Below are 17,988 nucleotides of genomic sequence, written 5' to 3'. Positions count from 1 at the left end.
CATGCCCAGCGAGAACGCCATCGAGAACGCGATCGAGAACCTCGGGGACTTCGCGGCCCTGGACCCGTTCTTCCGGATCGTCCAGGAGGGCCTGGCCGGCCTGGTCGACGGGGAGCACTTCTTCGACCTCCTGGCCGAGGACGTCGTGACCGAGTACGTGGTCTCCGTCCCCGGCTACCCGCGCCGGGTCGAGGGACGGCGCGCCGTCGCCGACCTGTACCGCGGCTACGGCGACGCGATGGTCCTGACCGGAGCGGACGAGCTGCGGGTCCACCACGACACCGGCACGTCCGTGGTCGTCCTGGAGTACGCCGTGCACGGGCGGGCGGTCCACACCGGACGCGCCTACGACAACCACTTCGTCTCCGTGATCACCGTCAAGGACCGCCAGGTGACGCACTGGCGCGACTACCTCGACCCCGTCGCCGTCTTCCAGGCCCTCGGCCGGCCGGCAGCGCCACACTGACGCGACGAACGACGTCCTGCCGATCCTCCTGGCGCGCCCCGCGCTGCCAGGAGGTGGGTCATGTACCGACAAAAGTCGTCACCCGGCCCTTGACTGGTCTGGACCAATCACGCTTTGCTGCTGGGGTCACCACTCACCCCCTACCTCCGGAGTGGCACATGAGCACAACCATGCCCGGCGGGCCCCGCAGGGTCATGCATGGCAGGTGCATGACAGCTCTGCTCGCGGTCCTGGCCTGTCTCCTCGGCGCGTTCACCGTCCTCGGCGCCGCGCGCCCCGCGGCGGCGGCGGACTGCGCCGCCGCCTGGAGCTCCAGCGCGGTCTACACCGGCGGCATGACGGCCTCCTACAACGGCGACAACTGGCAGGCCAAGTGGTGGACACAGGGCGAGACGCCCGGCGTCGCCGCGGTCTGGGCCGATCAGGGAGCCTGCGGCGGCTCCGGCGGAGGAGGCACCGGCAGCAGCTGCAACTACCCCGCCTGGGTGGCCGGACAGTCCTATGCGACCGGCGCCGTCGTGAAGTACAGCCCCAATGGCCAGTACTACATCGCCACCCATGACAACCCGGGATACGACCCCACCATCAGCACCTGGTACTGGTCCCCCTACACCTGCACCGGCGGCTCCGGTGGCGGAGGCACGGGCGGCGGCACCGGCGGATTCGTGGTCAGCGAGGCCCAGTTCAACCAGATGTTCCCGAACCGGAACTCCTTCTACACCTACAGCGGCCTGGTGGCCGCGCTCAGCGCCTACCCCGGGTTCGCCACCACCGGCAGCACCACCGTGCAGAAGCAGGAGGCCGCGGCGTTCCTGGCCAACGTCGACCACGAGACGGGCGGCCTCGTCTACATCAACGAGGTCGACCAGTCCGGGAACTACTGCGCGAGCGAGCCCTACGGCTGCCCCGCCGGCACCTACGCCTACTACGGACGCGGCCCGATGCAGCTCAGCTGGAACTTCAACTACAAGGCCGCCGGCGACGCCCTCGGCGTCGACCTGCTGGACAACCCCGGCCTGGTCGCCTCGGACGCGGCGATCTCCTGGAAGACCGGCCTGTGGTACTGGAACACCCAGACGGGCCCCGGCACGATGACCGGACACAACGCCATGGTCAACGGCGCGGGCTTCGGCGAGACCATCCGCAGCATCAACGGCAGCATCGAGTGCAACGGCGGCAACACCGCCGAGATGCAGGACCGCGTCAACGACTACCTCTCCTTCACCTCCGTCCTCGGCGTCCCCGCAGGCTCCAACCTCACCTGCTGACCGCCCCCACGAGCACGCTCTGCGGGCTGTATCCCTGCAGGTGGAAGCTGGTTGTCAGTGCCCCCGTCTACGGTTTGATCAGTGGGTTCCGCTGGACGGACGGCGGACCCGTATGGGGAGGGGTCTGGTCTGCCATGTCCACCGGTTCTGCCGCAGTGTCGACGACCTATCTGGAGCTGTCCCAGGAGGACGGCGCCGCGCACAAGTTCTACGAGGTGACCGTCGCCGACCTGGTCGTGACAGTGCGGTACGGCCGGATCGGCGCCGGGGGACAGACGCAGACGACGACGTTCGCGACGGCGGAGAAGGCCCGGGCCGCCGCCGCGAAGAAGGTCGGCGAGAAGGTCCGCAAGGGATACGCCCCGGCCGTACAGGGACAGCGCGCGCCGCGTTCGGTGACCCGGCGTCAGGTCGCCTCGGCCCCCTCCACCGCGCGCTCCACCGCGCCCGTGCTGTGGCGTTTCCGCACCGGCTCCGCCGCGTTCGGCATCCACGTCGACGACGACCGCTGCTGGGTCGGCAACCAGTCGGGCGATGTGTACACCCTGGACCACGAGGGCGGCGTGCTGGCCCGCTTCAGCCTGCCGGACGGCGTGAAGTGCCTGGTCGCCGACGATTTCTGGATCTACGCCGGCTGTGACGACGGCAAGGTGTACGACCTGTCCTCGAAGCTGCCTTTCGTGGCCTACGACATCGCGGCGGACGTCGACATCTTCTGGCTGGACATCCACGAGGGCGTGCTGGACGTCTCCGACCGCGACGGCCGGCTCACCGTCATCGACCACGAGGACGAGCACCAGTGGGCCCGCCGCAGCCAGGGCGAGCAGGCCTGGATGGTCCGCGCCGACGAACGGGCCGTCTACCACGGCCACACCAGAGGCGTCACCGCCTACGCCCCCGACGGCGGCCGGGAGTTGTGGCACACGCCCACCAAGGGCGGGGTGCTGTTCGGCTGGCAGGAGGGCGACGTGGTGTACGCGGGCACCGCGCACAAGGCGGTCCAGCGGCTGTCGAAGGCGACCGGCGCGATCGAGGTGACGTACACCTGCGACAGCGCGGTGTACTCGTGCGCGGCCTCGCCCGGCGGGCGGTTCGTGTTCGCGGGTGACGCGGCCTCGTCCGTCTACTGCTTCGACCAGGACGGCACCCGGTTGTGGAAGCTGGGCACGGGCGGCGGTTCGGCGCTGTCGATGCAGTACCACGACGAGCGGCTCTACCTGGTGACCACCGACGGCTCGCTGGTCTGCGTGGACGCGAGCGAGGCGGCCGTCACGGCGGCCCAGCAGGGCACGGTGCCGGTGGCCCGGGACGTCAAGCTGGCCGCGGCGATGCCGGCCTACGCACCGGCCACGACCGTGGGCGCGGTGGCGACGGTCGCGCAGGCGCCCACCGGGTCGATCGTCGTGGAGTGCGTCCAGGAGGCGGGCCGGATCCGGGTGCACGTCGTGTCCGACGGCTACGACCAGGCGCGGAACGTCCAGTTCCCGCGCGCGATACGAGAGCCCGGGGCCCGCTACGTCGTGGACTCCCTGCACACGGCGGCCGGCGGCTTCTACCGGGTGCGCGGTGACATCCGGCGACTGCTCTGACCGGACCCCGGACACCGCTGCGAACGTCGTCGGCACCAGGGCGCGATCCGGTGAGGCCGCGATCCGGTGAAGCGCTGTGCCGTCCGGCCGGACTCGATCGGAGTGCGGCCGGACGGCGGGTGACGGGCCGTCGGCCGATGTCAGTGCACGGTCATCCGCACCGGAACCACCGGGTACGTGTACGGCGTGTCCGTGCCGACCGCCAGCGCGGCCGTGTACGTCCCGGTCCGGTCGGCCGTCGTGACGGACGCGTCCAGCCGGACCGTGACGGTGACGTGGGCGCCCGGACGCAGCCGCAGGGTGACGGGGGCGGCCGTGAGCCAGGGCACGTCGGTGGCCGGGACGCAGTCGTCGAGGCCCGGCAGTTGTTCGACGGCCGGGGTGGCGTCGAAGACGCTGCGGGCGCCGCCGACGTGGAAGAAGCCGCACGCGCTGCCGCCCCGGTAGAGGGCGTTGGCGGAGGGCGGCAGGGCCGTCCAGGTGCGGGCGGCCGGGTCGTAGGCGTAGCCGCCGTCAGTGCGTCCGCTCATCAGGTCACTGGTGCCGCCCGAGACGAGGAACCGGCCGTCGACGGCGGTGTAGGCGGAGCCCCACAGGTCGATCGGCAGATCCGGGATCCGGGTCCAGGCGGCGGTGCCGGGGTCGTACGCGTAGGCGTGGCGCGTGCCGCCGTCCGCGGTGTAGCCGCCCGCGCAGTACAGCTGGCCGGCAACGGCGCCGCAGCCGAGCCAGGAGATGGCCTCGGGATACGGCGTCGTGGCGCTCCAGGTGTCGGCGGCCGGGTCGTAGACCTGGACCGTGGTGGTGCCGCAGCCGACCGCGGCGCAGCCGCCGACGACGTACCACTTGCCGTCCACTGTTGCCGAGGCGGCCGCGGCGTACGGTGTTGCCGCCTCGGCGACGGTGGACCAGGTGTGGAGTTGCGGGTCGTAGACCTCGGTGCCGGCGACGGGGGTGCCGGTGCCGTCCCAGCCGCCGGTGACGTAGAGCTTCCCGTCGAGGAAGGCGGCCTCGGGGGCCTCGCGCGGGGTGGCCGGGCCACCGGGGATCGCCGTCCACGCGCCGGTGACGGGGTCGTAGACGTTTCCTCCGTCCAGGAGGGAGGTGCCGTCGATGCCGCCGACGGAGTAGACCCGGCCGTCCGGACCGGTGGCGACCGCGTTGTCCATGACGGCCGTCGGGTAGTCGGCGACGGCGCTCCAGCGTGCGGCTGCGGGCGTCGCCGACCGCGTGGCCAGGGCGTTCTTGGACTTGACCGCTGTGAGCGGCAGCGGACTGTAGTCGCCGGGCACGAACTGCGCGGCGGGGTCCGCGGCCGTGGCGGTGGGGATGTCGCCGGACCGCTCGGTGAGCGTCACGGACAGCGGCGCCGAGCCGGTGTTGCGCAGGGTGAGCCGTGCGGTCGCCGTGCGTCCCCGGCGCACCGTCTCCGTGACCGACCCCGGGCCGACCGACAACTGTCCGGCGCGCAGCACCGGGTCGAGGCGGGCGGCATGGTCGGCCGTGACCCGTACCTTCCTGGTCGCCGGGGTGTAGTGGTCGGCGGTGGCCGTGATCCGCTGGTGGCCGGTCCGCGGGGAGAAGAGCGCGTAGGTGCCGTCCCCGGCCGTCGTCGCCGAGGCGCCTTCCGGGCCGTCGACCGCGGCTCCTGCCACCGGCGCGCCGGTGTTGCGGTCCGTCACGGTCCCGTAGAGCAGTCCGCCCCGGACCGGGTCACATCTCACGCCCCCGAAGGTGACGTCGTCGAGCTGCCAGTAGTAGGCGTTGCGCGCGGTGTAGCGGAACCGTACGCGTACGGCGGACTTCCCGGCCGCGTCCGGAAGGCTCAGTGCCTGGACGCCGGGTCCGGCGTTGGCAGTGTCCCGGTGCCAGACCGTGGACCAGGTCCGGCCGCCGTCCGTGCTGAGGTCCACGTCCGCCTTGGAGTCGTCGTCGAACTTCTTGTAGAAGGTGGCGAAGCGGACGGCAGCGGTGTCGTAGCCGGTCAGATCGAGTACGGGCGAGACGAGCGAGGTGTTCTCGTCGTCGCCGTAGTGGTCGCTGTCGGCGACGGCGAAGCCGCCCGAGCCGCCGGTGAGGTTGTCACGCCCGCCCGGGTCGTCGAACACCCAGGTGTGTCCGGTGGCGGCGCCGGTGACGGTCCAGCCGGCCGGTGCCGTCGTGCCGTCGAAGGCCTGGGTGGGAGCGCTGAACGTCTGCCGGTAGCCGGGCGCCACGCAGGACGCGGCGTCGACCGGGACGGCGAAGTCCCGATGCCCCGCCCCGGTCCCGGTCGTCACGTCGGCCGTCGTCACCTGGTAGCCGGTGTAGACGGGGTCGATCTGGAGGGTGAAGGCGCTGTCGGCCGGCAGCCGCAGGGTGTAGCGGCCGGTCGCCGGGTCGGTGTACGTCCGGGTCGACGGCTCGCCCGCGACCTGGACGCCCGCGGAGAGCGGCCAGCCGTGCCCGGAACCGTCCCGTACCCGCCCGGTGTAGGTGACGAGCGGCTGCTCGGTGAGCGTGAAGTCGCGGCCGACGGTGTCGCCGTCGCCCACCTCGACGCCGGCCGAGACCGCGTCGCCGTAGCCGAAGCGGGCGGCGGTCACGTCGTACGTCCCCGCCGGGAGCGTCATGTCGTACGTGCCGTCGGCGGCGGTGGTCGTGGCGTTAGCGCCCGCCGTGACGCGGACGCCGGAGAGTCCGGTGCCGGTGTCCGGGTCGGTGACCCGGCCGGTCAGCTCGCCGTAGGGGCCGGTGGTGAAGGCGGTGGTGCCGTCGGGGGTGCCGAGGCCGGTCGGGCCGTCCCAGCCGCTGCGGGCGGTGCACAGATACGCGGTGTCGCAGGAGCCGTTGGTGCCGGTGGTCACGTCGTGCAGGGCGGCGGTGCGGGTGTACGGGTAGGCGTTGGGGTAGGTCCTGGCGCCCGGCTTTCCGGCGAGGGCGTAGGTGGCGGCGATGATCGGGGCGGAGGCGCTGGTGCCGCCGTACACGTTCCAGCCCGCGTCGCCGTAGGTGTTGTAGACGCTGACGCCGGTCGCGGGGTCGGCCACCGCGGACACGTCGGCGACGGCGCGGTGGGCGCAGCCGTCGTCGGTCTGGAAGGAGGGCTTGGCCTGGTAGGCCGAGCAGCCGCTGCCCGCGCCCGTCCAGGCGGACTCGCTCCAGCCCCGGGCCGTCGAGGAGTCCCGGCTCAGCGAGGTGCCGCCGACCGCCGTGACGTAGGGGAGGGAGGCCGGGTAGCTGGTGCCGTAGCCGTTGTCGCCGGTGCTGAAGGTGATGGCCACGCCCGGGTGCTTGTAGTAGGCGTCGCCGGGTTCGTCGCCGATCGCGCTCTCGCTCGCGCCCCAGCTGTTGGAGACGTCGGCGGCGCCGAGCGCGACCGCCGTGTTCTCGGCTTCGCCCAGGCTCTCGATGCTCGGCTCGTCGGCCTCGACCAGCAGGATCGAGCACTGCGGGCAGGCGGCGCTCACCATGTCGAGGTCGAGGGCGATCTCCCCGGCCCAGCCCGAGTCGGGGATCGGGTAGTCGGTGCCACCGCGCTGGTCCACCTTGCGGAGGCAGCCGTTGTCGGTGGTACAGGGCGGCAGGCCGAACTGACTGCGGTAGACGGCCAGATCGGCCTCGGCGTTCGGGTCGTCGTAGGCGTCGACGACGGCCACGGTGGCGCCGGCTCCGGCGGTGTCGGAGGGCAGGTCGTAGGCGCTCTGGAGGTCGGCGGGGCCCAGTCCTGCCGGGGTCAGGAGGGGCTGGAGGCCCTCGGCCTGACGTAGGTCTTCACGGGCGAGCGCGAAGCAGGACACCTGGTCGGGTCGGGTCGGTCGTGCGCACAGGGCGCGGGTGGCCGGCTCCGTGCTCGTGGTGCCGGCCGCGGCCGTCCCTGCCGCCGCGGCCGTTCCCGTCGTCGCAGCCGTTCCCGTCGCCGCGGCCGTCGCCGGTGCCAGGGCGTTGGAGTCGGCCGCGACGGACGGTGCCGCCGGGGTGAGCGCCAGCAGGCCGCACAGGAGGGTGGCTAACGCCGTCGGCCGCGTCCTGGACTTCCTTCTCTTACTCGTTCTGGTCATCCCTGTTTTCACAGACCTTCCGAGAGGCGGAGGGAGCGAGGTCGACCAGGACTTTAAGGCATGCACATGTCATAGCCATTTCCATCGCTGCCCCGCGCGCACGCGCCGGGCAGCGGTCGCCTCAGCCCTGCGGGCGGACCAGCCGCTCGTCCGGGATCACGGCGACGCCGAGGATCTCGATCATCGCCTCGGGCTGCCAGAGCGCCGTCGTACCGATGCCCGCCATCGCCGGATAGACCGGGCCGGCGAGCTCGCGCCAGACCTTGCCGATCTCCTTGCCGTGCGCCTGGTAGTCGGGGATGTCGGTGAGGAAGAGCGTGATGCTCACCAGGTCCTCGGGGATCCCTCCGGCGGCACGCAGCGTGGTGAGCACGTTGCCGAAGGCCTGCCGGAACTGCTCGACGATGCCGCCCGGGACGATCCGCATGTGCTCGTCGAGCGCCGTCTGCCCGCCCAGATGGAGCGTGTTGCCGCTCAGGGTGCCGTGCGAGTAGCCGCTCGGCGCGGGGAGCGAGGGCGGGTTCACCGGGGTCGGAGCCATGGGGCGTACCTCCTGGGACTGGGTGGATGCAGGCAGCGTAACCCATCTATTGACGTTTTTCGACGGTCGTGAAAATCTCGCTATATCGCTGCTCCGAGGCCCCAGGGAGAACTCCGATGAAGCTCGCCACCGTGGCCCACGACGGCCGTACGTCGGCCGCCGTCCTCGACACCGGCGGCTGGCGGGCACTGCCGGCCGACGACCTCTCCGCGCTACTGGCCACCACGGCGCCCGACCGCCTCACGGAGCTCGCCGGGGCGGTGCTGCCCGGCGCCGTCCCCGTGCTGCCGCTGCCGTCGCCCCGCAAGGTCGTCTGCTGCGGCCTCAACTACGCCGACCACATCACCGAGATGGGCCGCGAGCTGCCGGCCCACCCCACGCTCTTCGCCAAGTACGCCGACACGCTGACCGGCCCCGAGGACGACCTGGTCCTGCCCAAGGGCCTCGACGTGGACTGGGAGGCCGAGCTCGCGGTCGTCGTGGGCGCCGAACTCCGCGCTGCGGACCGGGAGACGGCCGCGCGGGCCATAGCCGGCTACACCGTCGCCAACGACGTCAGCGTGCGGGACTGGCAGCGGCGCACCCTGCAGTGGTTCCAGGGCAAGGCCTGGGACCGGACCACCCCGCTCGGCCCGGTGGTCGTCACCCCCGACGAACTCGACCCGGTCACGGGCGTGGAGGTGATCTGCCGCGTCAACGGCACCGAACGCCAGCGCGGCAACACCCGCACCCTCGTCTTCGACGCGGCCGCCCTGCTGGCCTACGTCTCCGCGTTCACGGTCCTGCGTCCGGGCGACATCGTCCTGACCGGCACTCCCGGCGGTGTCGGGATGGGTATGACTCCGCCGGTCTTCCTCGCCGACGGCGATCTCCTGGAGACCGAGATCCCCGGCATCGGCACCCTCCGCAACCGCTTCCGCCTCACCGACACCAGGAGCTGAGCATGGAACCCGATTTCTCCAAATACGTCCTGGAAGGCGACAACTCGGTGTACGCCGACGCGTCCGGCCTGGTCGTCCCGGTCGTGACCCGGGCCGGCCTGGAGGCCGGCGCCACCGGCCAGTCGGCCGGCGCGACCCGGATCTCCGGCGTCTCCATCCAGCACACCCCGGCCACCCGGCTCTGGTTCGGCAAGGTCAGCAACGAGCCCGGCTACCGCTCGGTGACCCACCACCACGGCGAGGCCGAGACCGGCGGCTACGTCCTGTCCGGCCGGGCCCGGATCTACTTCGGCGAGAAGTTCGAGGACTACGTCGACATGGCGGAGGGCGACTGGGTCTTCGTCCCGCCGTTCATGCCGCACATCGAGTGCAACCTCTCGCGGTCCAAGCCGCTGACGTGGATGACCACCCGGACGCCGGAGAACATCGTCGTCAACCTGCCCGACGTCCCGGACGCCGACCTGCGCGACTGGCTGAACCGATGAACGACACGCCCGCCTCCCCCGGCTCCCCGGCCACCCCGCCCGCCCCCGCCGCCCCGACCTCCGCGGTCCTCACCGCCGCCCTCACCCTCAAGCCGGCCCCGCCCGAGCACTTCGACCTCGCCTTCACCGCGACCACCCAGCCCTGTCCGTGGCCGAAGGCCTACGGCGGCGACATGGTCGCCCAGGCCGCGGCCGCCGCCATGCGGTCGGTCGAGGACAAGACGCTGCACTCGATGCACTCCTACTTCCTGCGGCCGGTCGACATCGGCGCCGAGGTCCGCTACGAGGTGGAACTGCTGCGCGACGGCCGCGGCTACGCCACCCGGCAGGTCCGCGGCTTCCAGAACGGCAGGCCCGTCTACGTCTGCCTCGCCAACTTCGCGGCGGGCGAGCCGGGTTCGGCCGCCTACGCGACGCCTCCGCCCGCCGACGTGCCGGAGCCCGACGCGCTGCCCAGCTCGGCGTCGTACCTGTCCGGCAGCGGTCCGGCGGCTCCCCGGGGCACGATGACCGACGTGTCGCAGGAGTACTGGAGCGGCGGCCGCAGCTTCGACATGCGGCACGTACCCGGGCCCGTCTACCTCACCGTCGAGGGCGAGCGTGTTCCCCAACAGGCGGTGTGGGTGAGGCCGTTCGACCAGCTCCGGTCCGTCGACGGGCTGACCGACGCACAGCGCGACCTGGCCGCGCTCGCCTACGTCTGCGACTACACGATCCTCGAACCCGTCCTGCGGGTGCTCGGCCTCGCCTGGGCCGATCCGGGACTGGTCACCGCGAGCCTCGACCACGCGATGTGGTTCCACCGGCCGGGCCCGGTCGACGGCTGGCTCCTCTACGCCCAGGAGGCCGTCGCCGCCGAGTCCGGCCGCGGTCTCGCCACCGGCAGGTTCTTCACCGTCGACGGGGTCCACCTGGCCACCGTCGTCCAGGAAGGCCTGATCCGCCCCACCTCCTGAACTCCCGAACTCCTGCCCTCTGCACGGCCCGCACCCGGTGCACGGGACCCCCGGTAGCCCCCGCAGAAAGGAATTCCCATGGCCCTGTCGCCGTCCGCCTACCCGGACACCTTCGCCCGCGACCACCTCCCGCCGCACCGGCTGTGGCCGGTGATCGAGTTCACCACGGACGAACTCCGGTACCCCGAGCGCCTCAACGCCGCCGCCGAGATCATCGACATGCCCACCGCCGCCTTCGGTCCCGACCGCCCCGCCCTGCGCACCCCGGACGGCGAGGTGTGGACCTACGGCGAACTGCTCGCCCGCGCCAACCAGATCGCCCGCGTCCTCACCGAGGACCTCGGTCTGACGCCCGGCAACCGGGTGCTGCTGCGCTCCCCCAACAACCCCTGGACCGTGGCCGCCTGGCTCGGCGTGCTCAAGGCCGGCGGCATCGTCGTGACGACGATGGCGGCCCTGCGCGCCCGCGAGCTCACCCCGATCGTGGCGAAGACCCTGCCGACCGTCGCGCTGGTCGACCACCGGTTCACCGAGGACGTCGAGGCCGTCCGCGACACCGCCGCGCCGGACCTCACGATCGTGGCGTACGGCGGTGACGCACCCGACGACCTGACCCGCAGGGCGGCCGCGAAGCCGGCGGAGTTCACCGCGGTGGACACGGCGGCAGACGACGTGGCCCTGTTCGGGCCCACGTCCGGCAGCACCGGCGTACCGAAGATCACCACCCACTTCCACCGCGACCTCCTGTCCATCGACAACACCTTCGGCCGGCACGTCCTGCGGCTGCTCCCCGACGACCTGGTCGCCTGCACCGCGCCGTTCGCGTTCACCTTCGGCCTCGGCATCCTCGTCGTCTGCGCCCTGCGGGCCGGCGCCTGCGCGCTGCTGACCGAGGCCGTCGCGCCCGAGCCGCTCGCCGATCTGGTCGCCGAAGCCGGGGTCACCGTCCTGGCCACCGCGCCGACCGCCTACAAGCAGATCCTCAAGGCGGGCAAGGCCGACCGGCTGCGCGGCCTGCGCACCGCGGTCAGCGCCGGGGAGCACATAGCGGACGAGGTGTGGCAGCGGCTGTACGACGAGACCGGGATCAAGGTCGTCGACGGCATCGGCGCCACCGAGATGATCCACATCTTCATCTCCGCCGCCGGCGACGACATCCGCCCCGGAGCGACCGGACGGCCGGTGCCCGGCTACCGCGCCACCGTCCTCGGCCCCGACGGCGAGGAGGTCGGCCCCGGTGTCGAGGGGCGACTGGCCGTGATCGGACCGGTCGGCTGCCGCTACCTCGACGACCGGCGCCAGGAGGACTACGTGGTCAACGGCTGGAACGTCACGGGCGACACCTATGTCCGCGACGAGGACGGCTACTTCTACTACCGCACCCGTACCGACAACATGATCGTCTCCTCCGGCTACAACATCGGCGGGCCCGAGGTCGAGGCCGCGATCGACACCCACCCGGACGTCGTCGAGTGCGCGGTGGTCGCCAAGCCCGACCCCGAACGCGGCTCGGTCGTCTGCGCCTTCGTGGTGCTGCGCGAGGGGGTCACCGGCGACGACGCCAAGGCCAAGGACATCCAGGACTACGTCAAGTCCCAGCTGGCGCCGTACAAGTACCCGCGCGCGGTGCGCTTCACCGACGCCCTGCCCCGCAACACCAGCGGGAAGCTCCAGCACTACCTGCTGCGCCGCCTGATCGAGAAGGAGAACCCGGCATGAGGATCGCGATCGTGGGCGGCGGCCCGGGCGGGCTCTACTTCGCCGCGCTGACCAAGCAGTTGGACCCCGCGCACGAGATCACCGTGTGGGAGCGCAACGCGCCCGACGACACCTTCGGCTTCGGGGTGGTCTTCTCCGACGAGACCCTGGGCGGCATCGAGAACGCCGACACCGTCGTCCACGAGGCGATGGAGAGCCGCTTCGCCCGGTGGACCGACATCGACATCGAGTTCGACGGGCACCCGTTCACCGTCGGCGGCCAGGGCTTCGCCGCGATGGCCCGCAAGGACCTGCTGCACATCCTCCAGGAGCGGGTCGCGGAGCTCGGCGTCACGGTGCACTACCGGACCCTCGCCCCCGACGTGGACGAACTCCGTCAGACCCACGACCTGGTGATCGCGGCGGACGGCCTCAACTCGGCCGTGCGGACCAAGTACGCCGACGCGTTCGGCCCGACGCTGGACCCGCGGGCGAACAAGTACATGTGGCTGGGGACCGACCGGGTCTTCGAGGCCTTCCAGTTCTTCGTCAAACAGACGGAGTTCGGGACCATGCAGATCCACGGCTACCCGTACTCCGACGGCGGCTCGACCTTCATCGTCGAGATGGCGGAGGACGTGTGGCGCCGGGCCGGCTTCGACGCGAGCGAGGGCGAGGAGTTCCCGCCCGGAGTCTCCGACGAGCGGTCGGTGGCCCGCATCCGCGAGATCTTCGCCGCGGAACTGGACGGCCACGCACTCCTCACCAACAACTCCAAGTGGCTCAACTTCACCACCGTCCGCAACCGGCGCTGGCACCACCACAACGTGGTGCTGCTCGGCGACGCCGCCCACACCGCGCACTTCTCGATCGGCTCCGGCACCAAGCTGGCGATGGAGGACGCCCTGGCGCTCGCCGCGTGCCTGCACGAACACCCCACCGTGGACGAGGCGTTGACGGCGTACGAGACCGAGCGCCGCCCCGTGGTGGAGTCCACCCAGCGGGCCGCCCAGGCCTCCCTGGAGTGGTTCGAGAACATCGGCATGTACGCCGGCCAGGACCCCGCGCAGTTCTGCTTCAACCTGCTCACCCGCTCCCGCCGGATCACCTTCGACAACCTCCGCTCCCGCGACCCCGGCTTCGCCGAGCTGATCGAGCGCGACTTCGCCGAGGCGCAGGGGCTGCCGGAGTCCGCCCCCGCGATGTTCCAGCCGGTCACGATCGGCGGCCTGGAGCTGAAGAACCGGATCGTGGTCTCGCCGATGGACATGTACTCGGCGGTGGACGGCCTGCCGGGCGACTTCCACCTGGTCCACCTGGGCTCCAAGGCGCTCGGCGGGGCGGGCCTCGTGATGACCGAGATGGTCTGCGTCTCGCCCGAGGGCCGGATCACCCCGGGCTGCACCGGCCTGTGGAACGACGCGCAGCGCGACGCGTGGGCCCAGGTCACCTCCTTCGTCCACGAGCGCAGCACGGCGAAGATCGGACTCCAGCTCGGCCACTCCGGCCGCAAGGGCTCGACCCGGCTCATGTGGGAGGGCATCGACGAGCCGCTCGCCGAGGGCAACTGGGAGGTCGTCGGCCCCTCCGCGGTCCCCTACGGCGCCGGCTGCCATGTACCGCGGGAGATGAACCGGCAGGACATGGACGCGGTCGTCGCCGACTTCGCGGCGGCGGCGCGCAGGGCCGCGGCGGCGGGCTTCGACCTGCTGGAAGTGCACGCGGCCCACGGCTACCTGCTCTCCTCCTTCCTCTCCCCGCTCGCGAACCACCGCACGGACGAGTTCGGCGGCGACCTGGCGAACCGGCTGCGCTTCCCGCTGGAGGTCTTCGACGCGGTCCGCGCCGCCTTCCCGGCCGACCGCCCGGTGACGGTCCGGATCTCGGCGACCGACTGGGTCCCCGACGGCAACACCGAGCACGACGCGGTCGAGATCGCGCGCGCCTTCGTCGCCCACGGGGCGGCGGCCGTGGACGTGTCGTCCGGCCAGGTCGCCAAGGACGAGAAGCCGGCGTTCGGGCGCTCCTACCAGACCCCGTTCGCCGACCGGATCCGCCACGAGGTCGCCGCACCGGCGGGGGCGGCCGTGATCGCGGTCGGCGCGATCTCGTCGTACGACGACGTCAACTCGATCCTGCTGGCCGGCCGCGCCGACCTGTGCGCGCTGGGCCGTACCCACCTCTACAACCCGCAGTGGACCCTGCAGGCGGCCGCCGAGCAGGAGTACCGCGGTGCGGGCGCCGGGTGGCCGGTCCAGTTCGCGGCGGGGCGCCGCAAGCCGCCCACGTCACGGACGGACGCGGTCCGGCCGCGGCTCGCGCTGCTGCGGGAGGCCCCGCAGGACGCCGTTCACCTGCGGTGGACGCCCGGCCGCCCGACGGCGTGAGCCGGCCGTCGGGTGTGCGCCTGGGGCGTACCGCACCCGGGTGGGGACAATCGTCGCCATGACCGACCGAATGTCCGATGCCGAGAACCGACTGACCAGGATCGAGGGGCTGCTGGAGAGCGGCGAGCACGAGGTGGTGCCGGCGTGGCGCAGGGCCACGCACGGCGAGCCGCGCTGGGCGGTGACCGCCGTGATCCTGGTGGCGGTCGCCCTCCAGCTGATGCTGCCGCACCGGCTCGCCTTCCAGCCGTACTGGGCTCTGCCGGTCCTGGAGGTGGTGCTGCTGGCCGGCCTGATCGCCGGCAACCCGCGTCGGGTCGAGCCCCGCACCCGGTGGCTGCGGGCGCTGGGACTGGTCCTCATGGGGGCGATCAGCCTGGCCAACGGCTGGGCGGCGGTCCGGCTGGTGGCGGGGCTCGTGAACGGGACCGAGGGCATGGACGCCGGGCCGCTGCTGCTGACCGGGGGCGGCATCTGGCTGACGAACGTCATCGTGTTCGCCCTCTGGTACTGGGAGTGGGACCGTGGCGGACCGATGAAACGGGTCCTCGGCCGGCACCAGTTCGCGGACTTCCTCTTCGTGCAGATGCAGAGTCCGGAGACCGCGCCGGAGGACTGGGAGCCGGGCTTTCTCGACTACCTGTACCTGTCCTTCACCAACTCCACCGCCTTCAGCCCGACCGACGTGATGCCGTTGTCGCACTGGGCCAAGATGCTGATGATGCTGCAGTCCTCGGTCTCCCTGGTGACGGTGATGCTGGTGGTGGCGCGGGCGGTCAACATCCTGCACTGACGGCACTGACGGCGTTTGCCGCACGGACAGTGCTGACGGCACCGGCGGGCGGGCTGCCTTAGGTTCGTCTCCATGAGCGAAGACTCCTTGCGCCTCGTCACGGTCGAGCGCACCGGCACCGGCCGCTTCACCGCCACGAACGCCCGTGGCGGCACGATCGACTTCGGCACCGTCGACGGCACGGAATTCACCCCGGTCGAACTGCTGCTCGCCGCGATCGGCGGTTGTACGGCGGCGGACGTCGACGTCTCCACGAGCCGGCATGCGGAACCGACCGCCTTCACCGTCACCGTCAGCGGCCACAAGGTCGCCGACGAGGACGGCAACCGGATGACGGACCTCTCGGTCGCCTTCTCCGTCGCCTTCCCGGAGGGCGCGGCCGGCGACCGGGCCCGCACGATCCTGCCCCGGGCGGTCGCCGTCTCCCACGACCGGCTGTGCACGGTCAGCCGCACGATCGAGGCCGGGACACCGGTCGCCGTGTCGGTCGAGGAGGTCTGACGCCTGTCGCCCGTGCCGTGCGGGGGCCGTGGCGTGCGGGGGCCGTGGCGTGCGGGGGCCGTGGCGTGCGGGGGCCCGGATCCCGGGCGGGGGTCATGGAGCCGGGTAGCCGTCCAGCTCGGCGAGGTAGCCGTCCTTCACGGCGTCGGGCAGCCAGGCGATCTCGAAGGCGTTGCGCTGCAGTCGGACGAGCTCGGCCGGTGTGAGCGGGGTCGCCGCCTGCACCGCGAGGAGGTTCTCGGTCACGTAGCCGTTCATGTAGGCGGGGTCGTCGGAGCTGACGGTGACGCGCAGGCCGGCATCGAGCAGCTTCCGGACGGCGTCCTGCCAACTGGCGCCGCGCACGTAGCCGTTGGAGACCGGGCACACGGTCAGGCCGAGACCGCGCCGCCTGATCTCGTCCTGGAGCTCCTCGCTCTCCAGGCAGTTCACGCCGTGGTCGATGCGGTCCACGCCGATGACGTCCAGGCACTGGCGGATGTGGTCGAGGGAGTTCTCCTGGTCCAGGTCGCAGTGCATCGTCAACTGGTAGCCCTCGGCCCGGGCGAAGACGGCGGCGAACTTGGCCGGGGGGTTGGCCCGTTCGTCCGAGTCCAGGCCGACCCCGATGATCCACTCCCGGTACGGCAGGGATTCCATCAGGGTGGCCATGGCGTACTCGGCGGAGAAGTCCCGCATGAAGCACATGATCAGCTGGGCCCGCACGTCGAGCAGCCGGCGGGCGTCCATGACCGCCCGGCGCAGTCCGCGGAGCACCGTGCCGAACTCGACACCGCGGGAGGTGTGGGCCTGCGGGTCGAAGAAGATCTCCGCGTACCGGACGTGCTGGTCCTTCGCGCGGTTCAGGTACGCCCACGCCAGGTCGTAGAAGTCGGTCTCGGTCAGCAGGACCGACATGCCCTCGTAGTAGACGGCGAGGAACGAGGGCAGGTCGTGGAAGGCGTAACCGGCCCGCATGGCGACCGCGTCGGCGTACGGCAGCGTGACGTTGTTGCGGGCGGCGAGGGCGAACTTCAGCTCCGGTTCCAGGGTGCCCTCGATGTGCACGTGCAGTTCGCACTTGGGCAGGCGCGAGATGAACTCGGTCAGGTCGGTCACTGGTCCTCCGTCGGGTTCACAGCCAGGTGACGAGTCCCGCCGGCGACAGGGCCCGCTCGACCGCCAGACAGCCGGCGCCGAGCATGCCGAGGTCGGCGTTGCGGGTGGTGGTCTCGATGCGGATACGGCGGGTGGCCTGGGCGAGCGCCCGCTCGTAGACGACGCTGCGGATGCCGGCGAGCAGGTCGTCCTGGAGGATGGCGAAGGCCCCGCCGATCACGATGAGTTCGGGGTTGTGGAAGCACACCATGGCGGCGAGGACCTCGCCGATGCGTTCGCCGGCCTCCCGTACAGCGCGCAGGGCGCGGGGTTCGCCCTGCTGGGCGAGGCGTATCGCGTCCCACTTCATCTGGTCCTGGAACGACCTCCTCACCCCCCTGCTCTTCCTCGGCGGCGGCAGCTCCGACGCCCCCCTTCACCGTCCAGATCGCCGGCCTCCTGCAGACCACCGGCCAGGGCCAGGAGACCCTGGCGGCGGCCGCCCTGCTCTCCGTACTCCTTCCACTGGCCGTCCTGCTCCTGCTCCAGCGCTACTTCATCCGCGGCATCCTCGGCGGGGCGGTGAAGGGCTGACGACCCTCCCGGGGCGAAGATCACCGACGTCGGCTCAGACGGGCGGCGTGGGCCGGTCCAGAGCGTCCCGTCCGGCACGGGTGAAGAGCGTCAGCCGGTGCTGCGCGTCGTCGAAGTGCACCGTGATCTGCTCGTGCATCTCCACGACGTCGTCCTGGCTCAGCGGCCCTGCCACGGCCCTCGCCTCGTGCTCCTCGGCGCAGGTCAGGAGGTCCCGCAGGCTGGATATGCAGTCGACCACCCGTTCGGCCACCTCGTCGGGTCCCTGCAACTCGACGGCGTAGGACGTCTTCAGGGCTTCCCGGTACGCCATTCTGCCGCGCAGTCGGATCTCCTCCCGCTGCGCGGCCTCCGGGGCACCGGGCAGACAGCACCGGTGGTAGTCGAGCGCCGCGATCCGGGCCGTCTGCGACTTCTCGGCGAACTCCTCGTAGATCGCCTTGCGGTGCTCGCGACGCCAGCGATGGTGCTCCAGACGGAGATCGAGTTCCTGGAGCCTCTCCCGGTGCCGTGACTGACGTTCCTCCTGTTGTTCCAGGGCCCGTTGTTTGGAGCGCTCGGACCGCAGCGCGATGAAACCCGTCAGACCGCTGCCGATCAGGGTTCCGATCATTCCCATGAGCGAGAGGAGCAGAGAACCGGCCACATTCAC

Annotated in this window: 15 protein-coding genes; 10 read left to right on the top strand and 5 right to left on the bottom strand. The window is 71.6% G+C overall.

The window, feature by feature from the left end; genetic code table 11:
* Position 1: 1 nt before the first annotated feature.
* The 3 genes from ACFWPQ_RS26650 to ACFWPQ_RS26640 all read left to right on the top strand — a co-directional run bounded on the left by ACFWPQ_RS26650 (position 2) and on the right by ACFWPQ_RS26640 (position 3,323).
* Positions 2-466, top strand: coding sequence for a nuclear transport factor 2 family protein (locus ACFWPQ_RS26650; RefSeq protein WP_384039877.1), 465 nt, complete (start codon positions 2-4; stop codon positions 464-466).
* 209 nt (positions 467-675) lie between these two features.
* Entirely contained in the window at positions 676-1,734 is a 1,059-nt protein-coding gene (locus ACFWPQ_RS26645; RefSeq protein WP_384039644.1) for a glycoside hydrolase family 19 protein, read from the top strand.
* Between the two features lie 134 nt (positions 1,735-1,868).
* Positions 1,869-3,323, top strand: coding sequence for a WGR domain-containing protein (locus tag ACFWPQ_RS26640; protein ID WP_384039641.1), 1,455 nt, complete (start codon positions 1,869-1,871; stop codon positions 3,321-3,323).
* Between the two features lie 140 nt (positions 3,324-3,463).
* On the opposite strand, the gene ACFWPQ_RS26635 is transcribed toward ACFWPQ_RS26640, so the two are convergent.
* The gene (locus ACFWPQ_RS26635; protein ID WP_384039638.1) at positions 3,464-7,363 is read right to left on the bottom strand and encodes a carboxypeptidase regulatory-like domain-containing protein; all 3,900 of its coding nucleotides are present in this window, start codon (positions 7,361-7,363) and stop codon (positions 3,464-3,466) included.
* 121 nt (positions 7,364-7,484) lie between these two features.
* Positions 7,485-7,904 (bottom strand): RidA family protein, encoded by a 420-nt coding sequence (locus ACFWPQ_RS26630; RefSeq protein WP_384039636.1) that lies wholly within the window; start codon positions 7,902-7,904, stop codon positions 7,485-7,487.
* A gap of 116 nt (positions 7,905-8,020) precedes the next feature.
* Here ACFWPQ_RS26630 and ACFWPQ_RS26625 point away from each other — a divergent pair, with 116 nt between their 5' ends.
* The 7 genes from ACFWPQ_RS26625 (at position 8,021) to ACFWPQ_RS26595 (ending at position 15,665) form a co-directional block, all read left to right on the top strand.
* On the top strand, positions 8,021-8,845 hold the full coding sequence (locus tag ACFWPQ_RS26625; RefSeq protein WP_384039633.1) for a fumarylacetoacetate hydrolase family protein: 825 nt from the start codon (positions 8,021-8,023) through the stop codon (positions 8,843-8,845).
* A 2-nt stretch (positions 8,846-8,847) separates the two neighbouring features.
* Positions 8,848-9,330: a cupin domain-containing protein gene (locus ACFWPQ_RS26620; protein ID WP_361301763.1), complete on the top strand. Its 483-nt coding sequence runs from the start codon at positions 8,848-8,850 to the stop codon at positions 9,328-9,330.
* The gene (locus tag ACFWPQ_RS26615; protein WP_384039630.1) at positions 9,327-10,286 is read left to right on the top strand and encodes an acyl-CoA thioesterase; all 960 of its coding nucleotides are present in this window, start codon (positions 9,327-9,329) and stop codon (positions 10,284-10,286) included. The genes ACFWPQ_RS26620 and ACFWPQ_RS26615 overlap by 4 nt, the downstream gene beginning before the upstream one ends.
* A 78-nt stretch (positions 10,287-10,364) precedes the next feature.
* A complete protein-coding gene (locus ACFWPQ_RS26610; protein WP_384039627.1) occupies positions 10,365-12,005 on the top strand; it encodes an AMP-binding protein in 1,641 nt (546 codons plus the stop codon).
* Positions 12,002-14,371 (top strand): bifunctional salicylyl-CoA 5-hydroxylase/oxidoreductase, encoded by a 2,370-nt coding sequence (locus ACFWPQ_RS26605; protein WP_384039624.1) that lies wholly within the window; start codon positions 12,002-12,004, stop codon positions 14,369-14,371. Before ACFWPQ_RS26610 ends, ACFWPQ_RS26605 begins: the two co-directional genes overlap by 4 nt.
* A gap of 58 nt (positions 14,372-14,429) precedes the next feature.
* Positions 14,430-15,164, top strand: a complete 735-nt coding sequence (locus ACFWPQ_RS26600; RefSeq protein WP_384039621.1) for a hypothetical protein — start codon at positions 14,430-14,432, stop codon at positions 15,162-15,164.
* Positions 15,165-15,236: 72 nt separating this feature from the next.
* Positions 15,237-15,665 (top strand): OsmC family protein, encoded by a 429-nt coding sequence (locus ACFWPQ_RS26595; protein ID WP_384039618.1) that lies wholly within the window; start codon positions 15,237-15,239, stop codon positions 15,663-15,665.
* A gap of 93 nt (positions 15,666-15,758) precedes the next feature.
* Here the strand turns inward: ACFWPQ_RS26595 and add are convergent, their stop codons facing one another.
* The 3 genes from add to ACFWPQ_RS26580 all read right to left on the bottom strand — a co-directional run bounded on the left by add (position 15,759) and on the right by ACFWPQ_RS26580 (position 17,955).
* Positions 15,759-16,763: an adenosine deaminase gene (add, locus tag ACFWPQ_RS26590; RefSeq protein WP_384039615.1), complete on the bottom strand. Its 1,005-nt coding sequence runs from the start codon at positions 16,761-16,763 to the stop codon at positions 15,759-15,761.
* Between the two features lie 16 nt (positions 16,764-16,779).
* The gene (locus ACFWPQ_RS26585; protein ID WP_384039612.1) at positions 16,780-17,136 is read right to left on the bottom strand and encodes an ROK family protein; all 357 of its coding nucleotides are present in this window, start codon (positions 17,134-17,136) and stop codon (positions 16,780-16,782) included.
* A 234-nt stretch (positions 17,137-17,370) separates the two neighbouring features.
* Complete coding sequence (locus tag ACFWPQ_RS26580; RefSeq protein WP_384039610.1) at positions 17,371-17,955, bottom strand: hypothetical protein; 585 nt, start codon at positions 17,953-17,955, stop codon at positions 17,371-17,373.
* Positions 17,956-17,988 lie beyond the last annotated feature (33 nt).

The organism is Streptomyces sp. NPDC058464 (genome assembly GCF_042721035.1).
Classification (GTDB): Bacteria; Actinomycetota; Actinomycetes; order Streptomycetales; family Streptomycetaceae; genus Streptomyces.
Note: the sequence above shows the minus strand (reverse complement) of the source record. Positions and strands in the feature narration are given on the sequence as shown.

Excerpts from the sequence above, each read along its gene's own strand:
- ACFWPQ_RS26650 (WP_384039877.1), top strand. The coding sequence starts at position 2 with ATGCCCAGCGAGAACGCCATCGAGAACGCGATCGAGAACCTCGGGGAC.
- ACFWPQ_RS26645 (WP_384039644.1), top strand. The coding sequence starts at position 676 with ATGACAGCTCTGCTCGCGGTCCTGGCCTGTCTCCTCGGCGCGTTCACC.
- ACFWPQ_RS26640 (WP_384039641.1), top strand. The coding sequence starts at position 1,869 with ATGTCCACCGGTTCTGCCGCAGTGTCGACGACCTATCTGGAGCTGTCC.
- ACFWPQ_RS26635 (WP_384039638.1), bottom strand. The coding sequence starts at position 7,363 with ATGACCAGAACGAGTAAGAGAAGGAAGTCCAGGACGCGGCCGACGGCG.
- ACFWPQ_RS26630 (WP_384039636.1), bottom strand. The coding sequence starts at position 7,904 with ATGGCTCCGACCCCGGTGAACCCGCCCTCGCTCCCCGCGCCGAGCGGC.
- ACFWPQ_RS26625 (WP_384039633.1), top strand. The coding sequence starts at position 8,021 with ATGAAGCTCGCCACCGTGGCCCACGACGGCCGTACGTCGGCCGCCGTC.
- ACFWPQ_RS26620 (WP_361301763.1), top strand. The coding sequence starts at position 8,848 with ATGGAACCCGATTTCTCCAAATACGTCCTGGAAGGCGACAACTCGGTG.
- ACFWPQ_RS26615 (WP_384039630.1), top strand. The coding sequence starts at position 9,327 with ATGAACGACACGCCCGCCTCCCCCGGCTCCCCGGCCACCCCGCCCGCC.
- ACFWPQ_RS26610 (WP_384039627.1), top strand. The coding sequence starts at position 10,365 with ATGGCCCTGTCGCCGTCCGCCTACCCGGACACCTTCGCCCGCGACCAC.
- ACFWPQ_RS26605 (WP_384039624.1), top strand. The coding sequence starts at position 12,002 with ATGAGGATCGCGATCGTGGGCGGCGGCCCGGGCGGGCTCTACTTCGCC.
- ACFWPQ_RS26600 (WP_384039621.1), top strand. The coding sequence starts at position 14,430 with ATGACCGACCGAATGTCCGATGCCGAGAACCGACTGACCAGGATCGAG.
- ACFWPQ_RS26595 (WP_384039618.1), top strand. The coding sequence starts at position 15,237 with ATGAGCGAAGACTCCTTGCGCCTCGTCACGGTCGAGCGCACCGGCACC.
- ACFWPQ_RS26580 (WP_384039610.1), bottom strand. The coding sequence starts at position 17,955 with ATGGGAATGATCGGAACCCTGATCGGCAGCGGTCTGACGGGTTTCATC.